Origin of the sequence: Streptomyces sp. NPDC058683 (assembly GCF_042716195.1) — a bacterium.
In the GTDB taxonomy this organism is placed as follows: Bacteria; Actinomycetota; Actinomycetes; order Streptomycetales; family Streptomycetaceae; genus Streptomyces.
Genome location: NZ_JBHXSK010000028.1, coordinates 26,909 through 43,148 on the forward strand (window position 1 = coordinate 26,909; position 16,240 = coordinate 43,148).

A 16,240-nucleotide genomic window follows, 5' to 3' on the forward strand; every position below is an offset into this window, starting at 1 on the left:
CATGCCGAAGGGCAACAAGGGAGAGAAGGGGGACAAGGGGGAGTGGACGTGAACAGGACCGAGGAGTTCCAGGAGCTGCGGCCGCTGCTGTTCTCGATCGCGTACCGGATCCTGGGCAGCGTCAGCGAGGCGGAGGACGCGGTCCAGGAGAGCTGGCTGCGGTTCGAGGGCTCGCCGACGGAGGTCAGGTCGCCGAAGGCGTTCCTGTCGGCCACGGTCACCCGGATCTCGATCGACGTACTGCGCTCGGCCCGCGTCCGGCGCGAGGAGTACGTCGGCCCGTGGTTCCCCGAGCCGCTGCTCGCCGACCCCTACGAGGACCCGGCGCGGTCGGCGGAGTTGGCCGACTCGGTGTCGATGGCGGCCCTGCTGCTCCTGGAGCGGCTCAGCCCGCTGGAGCGGGCCGTCTTCGTGCTGCGCGAGGTGTTCGACTTCGGCTTCCTGGAGGTCGCGTCGGCGGTGGGCCGCTCGGAGTCCGCGTGCCGCCAGCTCGCGGTACGGGCCCGGCGCCACATGACCGAGGGCCGCCCCCGCTTCGAGGCGGACCGGAGGGAACGCGACGAACTGGCGTCACGCTTCTTCGAGGCCCTCCACGAGGGCGACCTGGCCGGCCTCCAGGACCTGCTCGCCGCCGACGTGTCCCTGGTCGGCGACGGCGGTGGCAAGACACCGCAGCTGGCCCGGACGGTCGCCGGCGCCCAGAACGTGGCCCGCCTCCTCGCGGCCGTCTTCCCGGTGCTGGACCGGCTCGAGGTGAGCTGCGAGCAGCACGAGGTCAACGGCCAGCCGGGCGCGATCTTCCGCGACCGCGACGGCAAGGTCCTCCAGACCTTCTCCCTGGACGTCCTCGACGGCCGGATCCAGGCGATCCGCCTGGTCCTCAACCCCGACAAACTCGCCCACGTGGGCCCGGTGGCGGACGCCTGGGCCATCTCGGAGGAGCTCAGACGAGCCCGCCGGCCCGTGGACTGACCACCCCTCGCCCGCACCGCCCGGACCGCGGAGCCGGGGTACGGCCGCACGGCGCCGTTGAACCCGGCCGCGGGGCCGGGGCGCCCGGCCGGGGGTGCGTCCACCTCTGGGCGGGGGCGGCCGGGTCGTGGGTCAGGTCCGGGTCGCCTCCGGGTGCAGGCGTACCCAGCCCTCCCAGGCCGAGCTGATCATGTCCTGGACGTCGTGTTTGGCCTTCCAGCCCAGCTCCGTGGCGATGCGGTCGGCGGAGGCGACCACGCGGGCCGGGTCGCCGGGGCGGCGCGGGGTGACGGCCGGGGGGCGGGCGTAGCCGGTGACCGCGTTGATGCGGTCGATCATCTCGCGGACGGAGACGCCCTCCCCGCGCCCGATGTTGAGGGTCAGTTCGCGGCCCGGCTCGGCCTGGAGGGCGCGGGCCGCCGCCACATGGGCCTCGGCCAGGTCCACCACGTGGATGTAGTCACGGACACAGGTGCCGTCGGGCGTCGGGTAGTCGTCGCCGAAGACGCGTGGCGGCGCGTCCTCCGTGAGCTTCTCGAAGACCATGGGGACGAGGTTGAAGACGCCCACGTCGGCGAGGTCGGGGCGGGCCGCGCCGGCCACGTTGAAGTAGCGCAGACAGGCCGTGGAGAGACCGGTCGCCCGGCCCGTCGCCCGGACCAGCCACTCACCCGCCAGCTTCGTCTCGCCGTATGGCGACATCGGCACGCACGGCGTCTCCTCCGTCACCAGTTCGACGTCCGGCATGCCGTAGACCGCCGCGGAGGAGGAGAACACGAAGGACGCCACCCCCGCCTCCGTCACCGCCTGGAGCAGGACGCGCAGGCCTTCCACGTTCTCCCGGTAGTAGTGCAGGGGGCGGTCCACCGACTCGCCCACCTGCTTCTTCGCCGCCAGGTGGACGACCCCGGTCACCTCGTGCTCGGCCAGGGCGCGCGCGACCTTCTCGCCGTCCAGCGTGGAGCCCACCACCAGCGGGACCTCCTCCGGCACGCGCTCGGCGACGCCGGTGGACAGGTCGTCGTACACCACTGTCCGCTCGCCCGCCTCGGTCATCGCGCGTACGACATGCGCCCCGATGTAACCGGCGCCGCCGGTGATGAGCCAGGTCATGTGTGCCCGTCCCCTCCGTCAGTTGGCCCGTGGTGTTCGTCAGCCGCGGTCGACCTTCAGTGAAGCAGGTGCCGCCGACATCAGCGGACGGCCGAGGTGACTTCTCGCACCCGAGGAGGCGCGGACGGTGTCCGCCGGGCGGCGCGTGGCGCGCCACAGGCGGGTCAGGGAGAGGACGGCGGCGGTGGCCAGCAGGCCGTTGCGGGCGAGCATCAGCAGACAGCCGGTCCAGGTGCCGTGCACGACCTCGGCGTAGAACGTGGGGTAGGCGACGGCGCTGAGCGCGGTCGCCGTCACGATCAGCGCGGCGACCGGGCGCTGGGTGGTGTGCCGCGAGGTCAGGCAGACGGCGGCCAGGCCGAGCAGCCAGATCATGTACTGAGGGCTGATCACCCGGCTGGTGACGGTGAACAGGAGCACCGCGCTCAGCGCCGCGTCGTACGGGGTGGCCTCGGTCCAGTGCCGGGCCCGTACCCGCCACAGCAGCAGGAGCGCGAAGGCGACGACGGTGAGCGCGAGGGAGACCGTCGCGACCGCGTGCACATGCGGGCCGACCAGCTCCATCGCGCCGTACTGGTAGCGGGCCGTGCCCTGCCAGCCGGCGTGCCGGGCGAGGCTGAGCGCGGTGCCGCCGAGGGACTCGACCTGCACACCGCGGCCGCCCTGCTGACGGAGGAAGGCGAGCGGGTTGCGGAAGGAGAGCAGGAACGCGGCGAGGGTCGCGGCTCCGGTCACGGCCGCCCAGGTCCACGCCGTGCGCGTCGGACGGCCGCGCTCGACGCCCAGCAGCACCAGCGCCGGCCACACCTTCACCAGCGCGCCGAGCGCCGCGAGCGCCCCGCACGCGCGCGTGGCGCGCCCCAGCGCCAGCAGGGAGAGCACGGCGAAGGCGGTGACCTCCACGTCGTAGCGGGCGAGCGGGAGGTGCAGCAGGAGGGGGAGGGCGCCGGTCCACAGAGCCGCGCCCAGCAGCGTGCGCCCGGGGCGCGTGCCCGCGCGCATGAGCGCCGCCGTGATCAGCGCGTCGGTCGCCAGGGTGAGCGCCACGAACGCCTGGAAGTAGCTCGGCCCGGGCACCAGCCCCGGCGCGAGCAACACCGCGCCGGCGCCCGGCGGGTACTGCCACAACGTGTCGTGCGCCGGGAACGCGCCCTGCGACAGGACGCCGTACCAGTGGAAGTAGAGCCGCCACACTTCGCGCGCGACCGCTCCGTGCCCCAGGAGTCGCTCGTTGTTGTGGGCGAGGAGCCACAGCATCGACGCGCGTGTGGCGAGCCAGACACCGGCGAGGCAGAGGGGGCGCATGAGGCGCGGCGAGCGCGGGGGGCGTGCGGTGCGCGCGGGGCGCCGCAGGCGCGGGAGTCGAACAGGTGGGGCGAACGGGGCGCGTGGGAGCGGGAAGTACGAGCGGCGATTCATCAACCGCGAGCGTAAGCCGCGCGGATGGTGTATCCATGCCGATACGCCGTCAATACCCGGCAAAGGTTGGCTAATCGCAAAAGATCGGGCCGTGGTGAGTATCGGGCCTCTCGTAAAAGCGCATCCGCGGACGACGCGAACGACGACAACCGGCCGGCCGACTCCGTCGAGTCGGCCGAAGCTGTTGCGGGGACCGTCCGCCGGGCCGCCGGGCCGCGCGCGGCGTGCCGTCGTCGTGGCCGTCCCGGCCGCGGTGATGCTCGCGGTCGGCCTCTGGGGGCTGCACCGCGGCGGGATGTGGCGCGACGAGGCCGTCACCTACCAGGTCGCCCGGCGCACGGTGCCGCAGATCTGGCGGCTGCTGCACGGCGTGGACGCGGTGCACGGCCTGTACTACCTGCTGATGCACGTCGTCCTCGGCGTCGCGCCGGGCCGGCCGGGCGAGGTCGACCTCCGGCTGCCCTCGGTGTGCGCGGCGGCCGCCACCGCGGGCCTGGTGGCCGCCCTCGGCACCCGCCTGGCCCGGCCGCGCGTCGGCCTGTGGGCCGGACTGATGTACGCGGTCACCCCGCTGGTCGGCCACTACGCGCAGGAGGGCCGCTCCTACGCCCTGGTCGCCGCCGGCGCGACCGGCGCGACCCTGCTGTTCGTACGGGCGGCGGACGAAAGGGAGACCGAAGGCGAGACCGGCGGGGAGGCCGGGGACGGGACCGGGGACGAGACCGGAGGCGGGACCGGAGGGGGGTGGCGGGCCTGGTGGTGGTACGGCGCCGTCCTCGGAGTCACCTGCTGGCTGCACGAGTTCGCGGTCCTGCTGCTGCTCGCGCACGTGGGAACTCTGGCGCTGGCCCGGTCGTCGGGAAGGGTGTGGCGGGGGTGGGGCTGCGCGGCCGGGGGCGTGGTGCTGACACTGCTGCCGATGGTCGTCGTCTCGCACGCGCAGTCGGCCCAGCTGGCGTGGCTGCGGGAGCCGGACCTGGAGACCGCGCAGGAGTTGCTGCGCCAGTACCTCGGACCGACCGACGGGGTGTACTGGGTATGCCTGGCGCTCGGTCTGCTGGGGCTGACCCGGCTGGTGGGCCGGCGCGGCGAGGTGACCCTCGCGGCGGTCGCGCTGCCGCTCGCGGTGCTGCCACCGGTGGCGTTGATGCTGGCCTCGCAGCTCACACCGCTGTACGTCGACCGGTATGTGCTGTACGCGCTCACCGGGGCGCCCCTGCTGGTGGCGCTCGGCGCGGACCGGGCCGCCGGGGTGCTCGGCCGGCTCTGGTCGCACAGTACGGCGCCCGCGCCCAGGTCGCCCGCGCTCACCCTGGCCGGGGTCCTGGCGCTCGTCCTCGCCTTCACCCACCAGGTGCCGCTGCTGCGGCAGGACCGAGTGCCGGCCACCCGGCCCGACGACCTCGGCGCGGTCGCGGAGGCGGCGGCGCGGACGTTGCGGCCCGGTGACCCCGTGCTGTACCTGCCGGCCCATGCGCGGGGGACGGAGCTGGCCTATCCCGCCGATTTCAAGGGCACGCGGGACGTCGCACTGGCCGAACCGGCCTCGGTGTCCGGGACGTTGTACGGGAGCGAGGTCGGGGCGGGGACGCTGCGGCGGCGGCTCGCGGGGGTGGACGAGGTGTGGGCGGTGATGGAGAAGTACGCGCTGGTGAGCGGGTACCGGCCGCGGCTCGCCACGGAGCGCGCCAAACTCGCCGTGCTGAACCAGCAGTTCGTGCTGCGGCAGGAGATGGTGATCGACCGGATCGCGCTGCGGTTGTACGTGCGGCCGATCCGGGGTGGGCTGGACTGAGTGGGGCTGGACTGAGTGGAGGGGGCGCTCAGCGTGCCCCTTCCCCTGACGGGGGGGCTCAGCGCGCCCCTTCCCCTGACGGGGGGCTCAGCGCGCCCCGTCCTCCGAAGCCGCCGTGTCCAACGCCCCCGTCAGCTGGTCCAGGCGTGTCTTCAGGTCCCGTATCTCGTCCACGTCGAAGCCGGTCGCGGACATGATCCTGCGCGGTACCTCGAACGCCCGCTCCCGCAGTTCGGCGCCCTGTTCCGTCAGCCGTACCTCCACCGACCGTTCGTCGCGGGCGCTGCGCTCCCGGTGGACCAGGCCCGCCGCCTCCAGGCGCTTGAGCAGGGGTGACAGCGTGCCGGAGTCCAGGCGCAGGTGTTCGCCGAGCTTCTTGACCGGCAGGTCGCCCTGTTCCCACAGCACCAGCATCACCAGGTACTGCGGGTAGGTGAGCCCGAGGTCCTTGAGGATCACGCGGTAGACGCTGTTGAAGGCGCGGGACGCGGCGTGCAGGGAGAAGCAGATCTGGCGGTCCAGGCGCAGCCACTCTGCCTCGGGGGCGGGGGTAGGGGTCGTCGCGGTCATGGCTCGATCGTACCTCTTGCGAGTCATTTAGTTGTGCGCAATTGAATTGTGTGCTCTACTTGTCGTCGTGAGGGCGACCGGAACGGAGCCGCCTGAACACCGAACTTCGAGAGGGATGGTCTTCCATGGACGCGCTCTACACCGCAGCCGCCACCGCCACCGGCCGGGAGGGACGGGCGGTCAGCTCGGACGGGCAGCTGGACCTCGCGCTGGCGTTCCCGCCGGCTCTCGGCGGCAACGGCCAGGGCACCAACCCCGAGCAGCTCTTCGCCGCCGGTTACGCCGCCTGTTTCGCCAGTGCCCTCGGCGCCATCGGCCGCCAGGCCAAGGTGGACACCGGCGAGATCTCCGTCACCGCCGAGGTCGGCATCGGCAAGGACGAGTCCGACGGCGGCTTCGCGCTCAAGGTCACCCTGCGCGTCGAACTGCCCGAGGAGCTCTCCAACGAGACCGGCGAGAAGCTCGTCCACCAGGCCCACGAGTACTGCCCCTACTCCAAGGCCACCCGGGGCAACATCCCGGTCGAGCTCATCGTCGAGTAGTCAGCCGGGATGTCGGCCGGGCGGCCACCGGTACGTCCCTCGTCCCGGTGAGCCGCGCGAGCACCTCCCCGGTCCGCCGGCTCCAGTCCACGACCACCGCATCTCCGGGCAGTCGCTCGCGCCGCGTCAGCAGCAGCCAGCGCACCCGGGGGCGGTGGTCGTGTGCGTCGGCCAGTTCGATGCCGTATCCGGGGAGCAGACGTACGGCGTAGTAGGCGTCGGTGACCACCGGTTCCCCGGGGCCGATGTGCCGGGCCGCCCAGTCGTACGACGGCCAGCGCGGCGGCTGGACGAAGCCGACCGGGTCCAGTGAGCGCGGTACGACCGCCCCGGCCTGCACGGTCAGGAAGCCCAGGCAGGCCCCGCCGGCCGCGGCCCAGCCCAGTGTCCGCCGCGGGCCCGGCCAGGGCCGCTCCGCCGCCAGCTCCACCGCGAGCGCGCACTGCGGCGCCAGAAGGGCAGGGCCGAGCAGTTCGCCGAAGCCGTGGCGGACGCCGTACCCCGCCAGCAGGACCTCCAGGACGAACAGCAGTACGAGCGGATCACGCCAAGCCGCGGCCCGTCCCGCGGTCTGCCCCGGGGCGCGTCCCACGGCCCACCCCGTGACCAGCCACCCCTGCCGATCCGCCTGCCGGTCCGCCTGCCGGTCCGCCTGTCGATCCGTCAGCCGGTCCGCCTGCCCGGCCGTCCGTCGAGGCACCCGCCCGGCCGCGCGCCGCGCCCGCATCCACAGCGCCGGCACCCCGAGCAGCGCCAGCCAGCACTGCCCGACCACCTCGCCGAAGCCCCCGAAGCTCCCGAAGCTCCCCAAGGCCTCGTACGCCCCGTACCCCTGTGGCAGCACGCGCGCATGCGTCCCGAAGGCGATCACCCCGGCCGCCACCGCGCCCGTCAGCCCCCACCGGCCCCACACCGCGCCCCGCCATCCCCGCTGCCAGCCCGCCACGAACGCCACCGCCCCGGCCGCCGCCGCCACGCCGAGCACCGGGTCGACCAGGGCCACCACCCCGTACAGCACCCCGAGCGCCGCGTATCCGGAGAGGCTGCGCAGGCCGCTCGGGCCGACATAGCGCACCCGGCGCAGGTCGCGGGCCCGGGCGCCGGTCAGGGCCCAGGCCCAGAGGGTGAGGCCGAGGACGAACGCGGACGGGTAGCCGAGGCTGCCGGTCAGCGGCAGCAGGGCCAGCGAGCCGCCGCCCCACCCCGGCCGGGTGCCCCACAGCACGGACATGAAGGCCAGCGCCAGCACCGGCGCCCAGGGCCGCGGGGAGAGCACCCGGACCAGCCGGCCGAGGCCGGTCAGCAGCACCAGCAGGTTCAGCGGGCCGCACACCCGCAGCAGCTGCCAGCCGCTGAGCCCGGTCAGCCGTGCCAGCGCGTTCTGGGCCAGCACGTACGGGGACGCGGCGGCGTCCGCCAGGCCCGCCCGCAGCAGCCGCTCCACCGCCGCCGCGTGCTGTCCGGCCTCGCAGCAGGGCGGCACCCTCCAGTACGCCAGGGTCATCACCAGCCAGAACAGCAGGCCGGACAGCTGGTACGGGGTGAGTCTCCGGGCGCGGCCGCCGCGCAGAGCGGTGGAGCCGCGCGCGGCGCGCCGGACCAGGGCGCCGGTGCTCACCGGAGAGAACGGACAGGGCGGACCATTTGCCGAGTGTTCCCGCGGGTCCCGGTGCCGTCCCGGCGGCTTCGCCGTCCGTCACCTCATCGAGTGAGCCTCCGGCAGGCCCTCGCTGCTCACCTCATCGAGTGAGCCTCCGACAGGCCCCCGCCGCTCACCTCATCGAGTGACCCCTGCGTGGGAACCGGAATCACCCGGTCCATCAGCGGCTCGAGGAGCAGCGGCACCCCCACCACCGGCAGCAGCCAGGCCAGCACGATCAGCCGGTCGCCCCAGATGGTGATGTCCGGATGCCCGGCCTGGGTCAGGAACCCGGTGCCCGCGGCCGCCAGCAGGAAGGCCCCGAAGGCCGGCCGCCGCCGCGCTCCCCATGCCCCGGCCGCCAGCGCCGCCGGGAACAGCGGCGCCAGCAGCTGCCGGCGCAGCCACTCCACCCAGAAGTCCCACTCCAGATGGAGGAACTCCGGCCAGGGCCGGACCCGGTCCGGGTGGGTGTAGTGGACGGTCAGCAGGTCCTGCATGCTCTCCGCCTCGGAGGGATAGCGCAGCAGCCGGGCCAGCAGCAGGGTGCCGGCGGCCGCCACGCAGCCCGCCGCGGCGATCGCCACCACCCCGCGCCCGGCCGCCCGGCCCCGCCGTCGCCGCCCGAGGGCGACCGCCGCTCCCGCCCCGGCCAGGCACACCCCGAGGAACAGCGCCTGTGCGTGCTTCACGGTGAACAGGGCGAGCAGCGCCCCCGCCACCAGCGTCGTTCCCGCCCGCGCCCGCCCGGTGAGGGCCAGCGCGCAGCCCCACACCGCCGTCAGGCTCAGCGCCAGCATCAGGCCCTCGGTCATCGGCCGCATCGCGGTCGTACCCACCGGCAGGACGTAGTACAGGGCCTGCCCGGTCAGCGCGAGCGGCACCGGTACCGACAGCGTCCGCAGGACCAGGAAGGCCAGCGCCCCGCCCGCGACCGTGACCAGCACACTCGCCAGCCACACCCCCCAGGTCACCCCGAACACGGTGACGAACGGCAGCAGGAACACCGGATAGCCGGGCCGCACCTCGAAGATCGCCCGCAGTCGGGGACCCACGAAGGGCGCGATGTGCCCGTCCGTCTGCCCGGCCGCCAACCGGCGCTCCACGAGCCGTAGTCGACCCTCCCGGCACTCCGTGAAGACCCGCCCGGCCGGGCTCGGCGCATGGAAGTGCAGCACGTTCACGCTCTGCGCGCGGGCCGCCCTCGACGCCTGGCCGGCGCACGCCCAGTCGGCCGTCCGGGCCGCCGCCTCCCGCTGGTCCGCCCCGCCCAGGGTCAGCGCGTAGGACACGTAGTTCTCGGAGTCGGGGGTGTCCCGGCCGGTGAGGTTGGCGAGTTGCAGCACCGCGAACACGGCGGCCAGGACCAGCACCCAGGTGCGCGGTCTCACGTCGACGCCAGCAGATCGTGACCCGGGGCCGGTTCCGGCACCCGGGCACCGGCGGCCGGCATCGACTCGCCGAGCAGCAGCGTCCGTACGACCCGCTCGGCGGCCCTTCCGTCGTCGAACTCGCAGAAACGGGACCGGAAGTCGGCCCGCAGCCGTGCCGATTCCTCGTCCCGCCAGCCACCCGAGGCGAACAGCCACGCCAGCTCCCGGTAGGAGTGCGACACATGGCCCGGTGCCTCGGCGGTGATGTCGAGATAGGCGCCCCGGCTCGCGGTGCAGGCGGCCCAGTCGTCGGCGTGCACGACGATCGGCCGGTCCAGGTTGGCGTAGTCGAACATGACGGAGGAGTAGTCGGTGACCAGGGCGTCCGCCGCCAGCAGCACCTGCTCCCCGTGCGGTTCACCGGTCGCGTCGACCACGATCCCGCGCCGGTGCAGCTCGGCCAGGCCCATCCCGCGCGCCGGACCGGTCGCCAGCGACGGATGCAGCCGGACCACCAGGGTGTGGCCCTCGCCGAGGTCGGCGGCGAACCGGGCCACGTCGATCCGCTCGGCATGACCGCCCCGGACGTGGTCCCGGCGGGTCGGGGCGTAGAGCACGACCGTGTGGTCGGCCGGAATGCCGTACCGGGCACGGAAGTCCGAGGGACCGCCCTCGACCAGCACGTCGTTGCGCGGGCTGCCCGTGCGGGCCGAGGCGAAGTGGCAGGGGTAGGCCCGCTCCCACACCAGCTCGGAGTGGCGGTTGGCGACCAGGCTGTGGTCCCAGCGGTCGGCCCGGCGCAGCATCTGCGGCACGTCGAGACCGAGCCGGGCGCCGGGCTTGCCCAGCAGATCGGCGCCCAGGTACTTGAGCGGGGTGCCCCGGTGGGTGTGGATGTGCACGCTGCCTGGCCGCTTGACCAGGGCGCCGGGCCAGTTGACGTCGTTCACGAAGAACTTCGCGCGGGCGGCGAGCCGCCGGTACTCCGGGGAGTCCAGCAGGACGTGCTCCACGTCGGCGGGCAGCCCCGCCGCCACCTCCGCGTCCTTCACCACCCAGACGCCCCGCAGCCCCGGCGCGATCTCCCGGGCCGTGCGGTAGACGGCCGCCGGGTCGCCCAGCAGGCCCCGGTGCGAGGACGCCGAGTACAGGACCAGCCGCTCGTCCAGCGCGCGGTGACCGCTCAGCCCGGTCAGCGCGTGCCGGGCCCGGGCTCCTGCCGCCCGCCGCACCCGCAGTGCCTGCCGTGCGCTCTCCCGGCCGATCCGCCCGGCCTGCTCGCGGAGCCGGTACGACGCGTACGAGCCGCCCAGTACCCCGAGTTCGGCGCCCTCCGGCCGGTACGCCCGGTACAGCTCCGCGGTACGCCGGAAGAACTCGCCCTTGGCCGCGGGCGGCAGCCGGTCCGGTTTGGCGAGGATGTCCAGGCAGTGCTCGCCCATCTTCCGGTGCAGATACGGCCGCCAACCCGCCAGCTCCGGGCGCGAGTCGACGTACTCGAACACCCTGCGGTACTGGTCGTGGACGTCGAAGTGCTTGCGGCTGGTGGTGGAGAGGATGTTGCCCTGGCGGCGCTGGCGGTAGTTCAGGCAGATCCGGTCGAGGGTGGCGATCCGGCCGGCGCCGAGCAGGACCGGGAAGGTCCAGGGGGTGTCCTCGTAGTAGCCCGGCGGGAACCGGAAGCCGTTCTCCTCGACGAAGTCACGCCGGTAGACCTTGTTCCACACGACCATCAACAGGTCGAGGATCTCCGGGTGTTCGGCCGCGGTGAAGACGCCGTCGGTCGAACTCAGCACAGTTGCGAGGGCGTTGCGCCGGGTGCCGCCCCACCAGTAGGTGCGGGCGTAGTCGAAGACCAGCACGTCCGGGTCGGCGGTCTCCGTGAGCCGGTCGGCGATCGCGCGCAGCGCGCCCGGGGTGAGGGTGTCGTCGCTGTCCAGGAAGAGCAGGAAGTCACCGGTGGCGTGCGGGAGTCCGGCGTTGCGGGCGGGGCCGAGGCCGACGTTCTCGGGCAGGTGCAGGACCCGCACGCGCGGGTCGCGGGCCGCGTACTCGTCGAGGATCGCGCCGCTGCCGTCCGGGGAGCGGTCGTCGACGGCGATCACCTCGATGTCGTGGAAGGACTGCTCCAGGACCGAGTCGAGGCACTCGCGCAGAAAGCCCTGCACCTTGAAACAGGGCACGATCAGACTGAATCGGGGCACGGTCAGCTCCTCGCGAAGGCGGTGGCGGCCGGGGCGGGCAGGCGTTCCGCGAGCGGGATCAGCGGCGGGAGCGACTCCGGCGGCTGGCCGAGGAACACCCGGCGTACGACGCGTTCGGCGGCCAGACCGTCGTCGAACTGGCAGAAACGGGCCCGGAACCGGGCCCGCAGCCGTTTCGACTCCGGGCCCCGGTAGGTCCCCTCGCGGAAGATCCGGGCCAGTTCCTCCGGGGTGTGGGCGACCGGGCCCGGCGGCTCGGCCATCAGGTCGAAGCAGACGCCCCGGGTCTGCCGGTAGACCTCCCAGTCGTCGGCGTAGACGACGATCGGCCGGTCCAGGTTGGCGTAGTCGAACATGATGGAGGAGTAGTCGGTGATCAGCGCGTCCGCCGCGAGACACACGTCCTCGGCGGAGCGGTGCGCGGTGACGTCGATGACCCGGCCGGTGCCCGCGAAGGCTCCCCGGTCGTAGAAGTAGTGCGCGCGCAGGAGGACGACGACGTTCTCGCCGGCCGCCTCGCAGAACGCCTCCAGGTCGAGGCCGGGCTCGAAGCCGGTGTGGTGGTCGCGGTGGGTGGGGGCGTACAGCACGGCCGTCCTGCCGTCCGGGACGCCGAGACTGCGGCGGACCCGGACCACGTCGTGGGCGGACGCCGTGTAGTAGACGTCGTTGCGCGGATAGCCGTACTCCAGCGCCTCGTACGAGCCGGGGAAGGCGCGCTCCCAGGTCTGGGTGGAGTGCCGGTTCGCGGAGAGGTTGAAGTCCCAGCGGTCCACGCGGCCGAGCAGCTTGGTGAAGCTGCCGGTCTGCGCGGCGACCACCGGGTACGTCGACTGGTCGACGCCCATCTTCTTCAGCGGGGTGCCGTGCTGCGTCTGCAGATGCACGCTGCCGGGCCGCTTGACGACGCCCTCGGCGAAGTTGGCGTTGTTGACCAGGTACTTGGCGCGGGCCAGCACCTGCCAGTAGCGGCGGCTGCCGATCACCGCGTACTCGACGTCCTCGGGCACGGTGTGTTCCTGGCCGGCCTCGACCAGGAACACCGAGCGCAGCCGCGGGACGAGCTGGCGGGCCGTGGCGTGGATCGCGGCCGGGTTGCAGGCGTAACCGCGTCCCCAGTAGGCGCAGTACACGGCGAGGCTCTCGTCGAGCGGGCGGCGCAGGTCGAGGGCGTAACGCAGCCGGGTGAGCGGCAGCCGCGGCCGGGGCAGCCGCCCGGCCGCCAGGACCGCCGCCCGGTTGGCCCCGCGCAGCGCCCGGAACGCGGTGTACGCGCCGGCCGCGAGGAGCCGGTGCTGCACCCCGAGACTCCCGCCCGGCATCCGGAACCCGGCCGGCCGGTACGTGCGGTGCAGCCATCCCGCCCGCCGGAAGAACGCCCGGTGCCCGGACGGCAGCCGCTGCGGGCGGGCGGCCGTCCTCAGCACGGCCTCGAAGAGCTGCTCGAACAGCGGCCGCGCCCGCTCGCCCGGGAGTCCCGCCGCGAACGCCCGCGCCAGCACCAGCTCCACCTGGTCGAGGAGTTGGTGCTGATGCGCACCCGGCAGGTTCAGCCGGCTGCCCTGCCGGCGCAGCCGGTGCCGTACGACCACCGCACGCAGCACCGCGACACGGTCGGCGGCGATACCGGTCAGGCCGCCCCAGCCGACGTCCGTGAAGTGGCCGTCGGGGAAGCGCAGCCGACGGTCCGTGAGAAAGGCGCGGCGCCAGGCCGCGCTCCACGCCGGCAGTGTCACGCCGGTCAGCGCGGGTGCCTCGGCCGGGGCGAAGGTGTCCCGCGGGGTGCCCGCCAGCAGCGGCGCCGCCGGGTTGGCCGGCTCGCCCTCCCACCAGGGCGCCCGCTCGTGCTCGAAGTACAGCCCGTCCACGTCACCGGTCTCGGCCAGCCGTGCCGCCAACCGCGCCAGCGCGCCCGGGACCAGGACGTCGTCGCCGTCGAGGAACAGCAGATACGTGCCCTGCGCCGCCCGCATCCCGGTGTTGCGGGCCCCGCTCAGCCCCGCGGACGGCGGTGAGTGCACCGGGGCCACCCGGGAGTCCCGCTCGGCGTATCCGGCGGCGACCGCGGCGGCCGGGGCGTCCGGCGCGTCGCAGACCGGGATCAGCTCCAGGTCGCCGAAGGACTGGGCGAGGACCGAGTCCAGCGCCTGGGACAGCCGGCCGGCGACCCCGTGGGACGGGACGATGATGCTGAAGCGGGGCATGCTGCTCTTTCTCAGGTGTCCATGCGGCCCGGCCTCCCCGTGGGTCGCCAGGTGGACGGCCGCGACGGAGCGGGCCGCGAGGTGTTCGGGGGCATGAAGGAACTCCCTGGAAGGCAAACGGCGGTCAGCGGCTCTCGGTGACGGGCAGGTGACCAGAAGGTTGCGGAACAGTGGCGAGCGGGGAGTGGGCGAGCCCCGAGGCCGCCGACGGCACGGGGTGCCGCTCATCCAGCGGGATGAACTCCGGCAGCCCGGCCGGCTCGCCGAGCACCACATGCCGTACGACCCGCTCGGCGGCGCGTCCGTCGTCGTACCGGCAGAACCGCTCGCGGAACGCGGCGCGCAGCTGCGCGGAGCGGGAGCCGCGCCAGTGGCCGCTGGCGAAGATGTCGATCAGCTCGTCCTCGGTGCGGGCGACCGCGCCGGGCGGGCTGGAGCGCAGGTCGAAGTAGGTGCCGCGGGCCGCGTGGTAGGCGTCCCAGTCCTCGGTGTGCACGACGATCGGGCGGTCCAGGTTGGCGTAGTCGAACATGATCGACGAGTAGTCGGTGACCAGCGCGTCCGAGGCCAGGCAGAGGGACTCCACGCTCGGGTGGTCGCTGACGTCGATCACCCGTCCCCCGGCCGCGAGCGGGCCGCCGTGCCAGTAGTGGGCGCGGGCCAGGATCACGAAGCGCGGGCCGAGCCGGCGCACGATCCGGTCCAGGTCGAGCGCGGGGCGCTGGGTGCGCCGGTAGTCGCGGTGGGTGGGCGCGTACAGCAGCGCGACCGTGCCCTCGGGGACGCCGAGCGACTCGCGGATCCGGGTCACCTCGGCGGAGGTGGCCTGCTGGAAGACGTCGTTGCGGGGATAGCCGTACTCGAGGGTGGTGTAGCCGCCGGGGTAGACGCGCTCCCAGGTCAGGGTGGTGTGGCGGTTGGCGGACAGGAGGTAGTCCCACTTGTCGACGCCCCGCAGGAGCTCCTCGAAGTCCATGTCGGCGGCGGCCGCCGGATGTTCCTGGAGGTCGAGGCCCATGTGCTTGAGCGGGGTGCCGTGCTGGGTCTGCACGAACACCTGGCCGGGGCGCTTCTTCAGCCGCCGGTCGAAGTTGACGTTGTTGACCAGGTACTTGGAGCGGGCCAGCGCGGTCCAGTAGCCGAAGGTGCCCGGACGCAGCCGGCGCGGGCCCGGCGGGACGGTGTGCTGGTGCTCGGGGCGGGCGATCCAGGAGGTGCGGATGTGCGGGGCGTGACTGCGGAACGCCGCCTCCAGCGCGCCCGGGTTGCAGCTGTGGCCGCGGTTCCAGTAGGCGGCGAAGACCGCGCGGTCGGCGCGCAGCGGCAGGCGCAGCTGGACGCGGTAGTGCAGCTGGAGGAGGGCCGAGCGCAGGCCCCGGACGGACTTGACGCCGGCCTTGACCGTGCGGCGGCCCCCGGACCGCGCCAGCTGGAGGGTGCGGTAGGTGCGGTGCAGGCCGTAGTGGACGAGGCCGTGGCGGAGCCGGGTGCGGAGCGGGACCGGGGTGCCCTCGGCCCGGTAACGGCGGTAGTGGGCGCGGGCCCTGCGCAGGAACTCGGCGCGGGTGCCGCGGGGCAGCCGCTCCCGCCGGGTGAACACCGTCGAGAAGTGGTCGATCATCCGCCGGAACAGCACCGGCCGCCAGCGGGCCAGTTCGGGCCGCTCCTCGATGAACGCGAAGACCCGGTCGTACTGTTCGAAGATGTCGAAGTGGCTGCGGCTCGCGGTGCCGAGAATGCTGCCCTGCCGCCGTTGCCGGTAGTGCATGCAGACCCGGTCCAGCGTCGCGATCGTCCCGGCGGTCATCAGGACCGGGTAGGTCCAGGGGGTGTCCTCGTAGTAGCCGGGCGGGAAGACGAAGTCGTGCTCCTCCACGAACTCCCGCCGGTACGCCTTGTTCCAGGCGACCATCAGGACGCGGAGAAGGCCCGGCCGGTCCTCCAGACGGAAGGGTGCCGGGCCCTGTTCGGTCAGCTGGAACGCGACCTTGTTGCGCTCCGCCCGGCCCGTCCAGAAGGTCCGCGCGTAGTCGTACACCAGCACGTCCGGCTCGCCGGTCTCCTTGATCCGGTCGGCGATCGCCCGCAGCGCGTCGGGGGTGAGGGTGTCGTCGCCGTCCAGGAAGAGCAGGTAGTCGCCGCGTGCCTGCTCCATCCCGGCGTTGCGGGCACCGCCCAGGCCCTGGTTCTCCGGCAGGTGGACGGGCCGTACGCGCGCGTCGCGGGCCGCGTACTCGTCGATGATCGTGCCGCAGGCGTCCGGCGAACGGTCGTCGACGGCGATCAGTTCGAGATCGGGATACGACTGCGAGAGCACCGAGTCCAGGCACTCGGGCAGATACGCCTGGACCTTGTACGCGGGGACAATGACACTGAACCTGGGCAAGGGACATCCATGGGTCGGTCGGC

Annotated in this window: 11 protein-coding genes; 3 read left to right on the forward strand and 8 right to left on the reverse strand. The window is 73.5% G+C overall.

Translation table 11 applies throughout. The features are described from left to right. Positions 1-48 precede the first annotated feature (48 nt). On the forward strand, positions 49-972 hold the full coding sequence (locus ACFWXC_RS28760) for an RNA polymerase sigma-70 factor (RefSeq protein WP_384483195.1): 924 nt from the start codon (positions 49-51) through the stop codon (positions 970-972). 132 nt (positions 973-1,104) lie between these two features. Here ACFWXC_RS28760 and galE read toward each other — a convergent pair whose 3' ends face one another. Both galE and ACFWXC_RS28770 read right to left on the reverse strand, forming a co-directional pair. Further along, on the reverse strand, positions 1,105-2,085 hold the full coding sequence (galE, locus tag ACFWXC_RS28765; protein ID WP_384483196.1) for a UDP-glucose 4-epimerase GalE: 981 nt from the start codon (positions 2,083-2,085) through the stop codon (positions 1,105-1,107). Positions 2,086-2,124: 39 nt separating this feature from the next. Then, positions 2,125-3,390: a glycosyltransferase 87 family protein gene (locus tag ACFWXC_RS28770; RefSeq protein ID WP_384483197.1), complete on the reverse strand. Its 1,266-nt coding sequence runs from the start codon at positions 3,388-3,390 to the stop codon at positions 2,125-2,127. A gap of 349 nt (positions 3,391-3,739) precedes the next feature. On the opposite strand from ACFWXC_RS28770, the gene ACFWXC_RS28775 reads away from it, so the two are divergent. Then, entirely contained in the window at positions 3,740-5,299 is a 1,560-nt protein-coding gene (locus tag ACFWXC_RS28775; protein ID WP_384483198.1) for a hypothetical protein, read from the forward strand. Positions 5,300-5,386: 87 nt separating this feature from the next. Here ACFWXC_RS28775 and ACFWXC_RS28780 read toward each other — a convergent pair whose 3' ends face one another. After that, the gene (locus ACFWXC_RS28780) at positions 5,387-5,869 is read right to left on the reverse strand and encodes a MarR family winged helix-turn-helix transcriptional regulator (RefSeq protein ID WP_384483199.1); all 483 of its coding nucleotides are present in this window, start codon (positions 5,867-5,869) and stop codon (positions 5,387-5,389) included. A 125-nt stretch (positions 5,870-5,994) separates the two neighbouring features. Here ACFWXC_RS28780 and ACFWXC_RS28785 point away from each other — a divergent pair, with 125 nt between their 5' ends. Then, the gene (locus tag ACFWXC_RS28785; RefSeq protein WP_351701464.1) at positions 5,995-6,411 is read left to right on the forward strand and encodes an organic hydroperoxide resistance protein; all 417 of its coding nucleotides are present in this window, start codon (positions 5,995-5,997) and stop codon (positions 6,409-6,411) included. Here the strand turns inward: ACFWXC_RS28785 and ACFWXC_RS28790 are convergent. The 5 genes from ACFWXC_RS28790 to ACFWXC_RS28810 form a co-directional block, all read right to left on the reverse strand. Then, the gene (locus ACFWXC_RS28790; RefSeq protein WP_384483200.1) at positions 6,398-8,029 is read right to left on the reverse strand and encodes a hypothetical protein; all 1,632 of its coding nucleotides are present in this window, start codon (positions 8,027-8,029) and stop codon (positions 6,398-6,400) included. The genes ACFWXC_RS28785 and ACFWXC_RS28790 overlap by 14 nt on opposite strands. A gap of 116 nt (positions 8,030-8,145) precedes the next feature. Beyond that, entirely contained in the window at positions 8,146-9,441 is a 1,296-nt protein-coding gene (locus ACFWXC_RS28795) for a hypothetical protein (RefSeq protein ID WP_384483201.1), read from the reverse strand. Continuing rightward, a complete protein-coding gene (locus ACFWXC_RS28800; RefSeq protein WP_384483202.1) occupies positions 9,438-11,627 on the reverse strand; it encodes a CDP-glycerol glycerophosphotransferase family protein in 2,190 nt (729 codons plus the stop codon). The genes ACFWXC_RS28795 and ACFWXC_RS28800 overlap by 4 nt, the downstream gene beginning before the upstream one ends. Positions 11,628-11,629: 2 nt before the next feature. Further along, a complete protein-coding gene (locus ACFWXC_RS28805) occupies positions 11,630-13,831 on the reverse strand; it encodes a bifunctional glycosyltransferase family 2 protein/CDP-glycerol:glycerophosphate glycerophosphotransferase (RefSeq protein ID WP_384483203.1) in 2,202 nt (733 codons plus the stop codon). 124 nt (positions 13,832-13,955) lie between these two features. Next, on the reverse strand, positions 13,956-16,217 hold the full coding sequence (locus ACFWXC_RS28810; protein WP_384483204.1) for a CDP-glycerol glycerophosphotransferase family protein: 2,262 nt from the start codon (positions 16,215-16,217) through the stop codon (positions 13,956-13,958). Positions 16,218-16,240 lie beyond the last annotated feature (23 nt).

What these genes read in the sequence shown, in the direction of transcription:
- galE (WP_384483196.1), bottom strand. Translation starts at nt 2,085, where the DNA reads ATGACCTGGCTCATCACCGGCGGCGCCGGTTACATCGGGGCGCATGTC.
- ACFWXC_RS28770 (WP_384483197.1), bottom strand. Translation starts at nt 3,390, where the DNA reads ATGCGCCCCCTCTGCCTCGCCGGTGTCTGGCTCGCCACACGCGCGTCG.
- ACFWXC_RS28780 (WP_384483199.1), bottom strand. Translation starts at nt 5,869, where the DNA reads ATGACCGCGACGACCCCTACCCCCGCCCCCGAGGCAGAGTGGCTGCGC.
- ACFWXC_RS28785 (WP_351701464.1), top strand. Translation starts at nt 5,995, where the DNA reads ATGGACGCGCTCTACACCGCAGCCGCCACCGCCACCGGCCGGGAGGGA.
- ACFWXC_RS28805 (WP_384483203.1), bottom strand. Translation starts at nt 13,831, where the DNA reads ATGCCCCGCTTCAGCATCATCGTCCCGTCCCACGGGGTCGCCGGCCGG.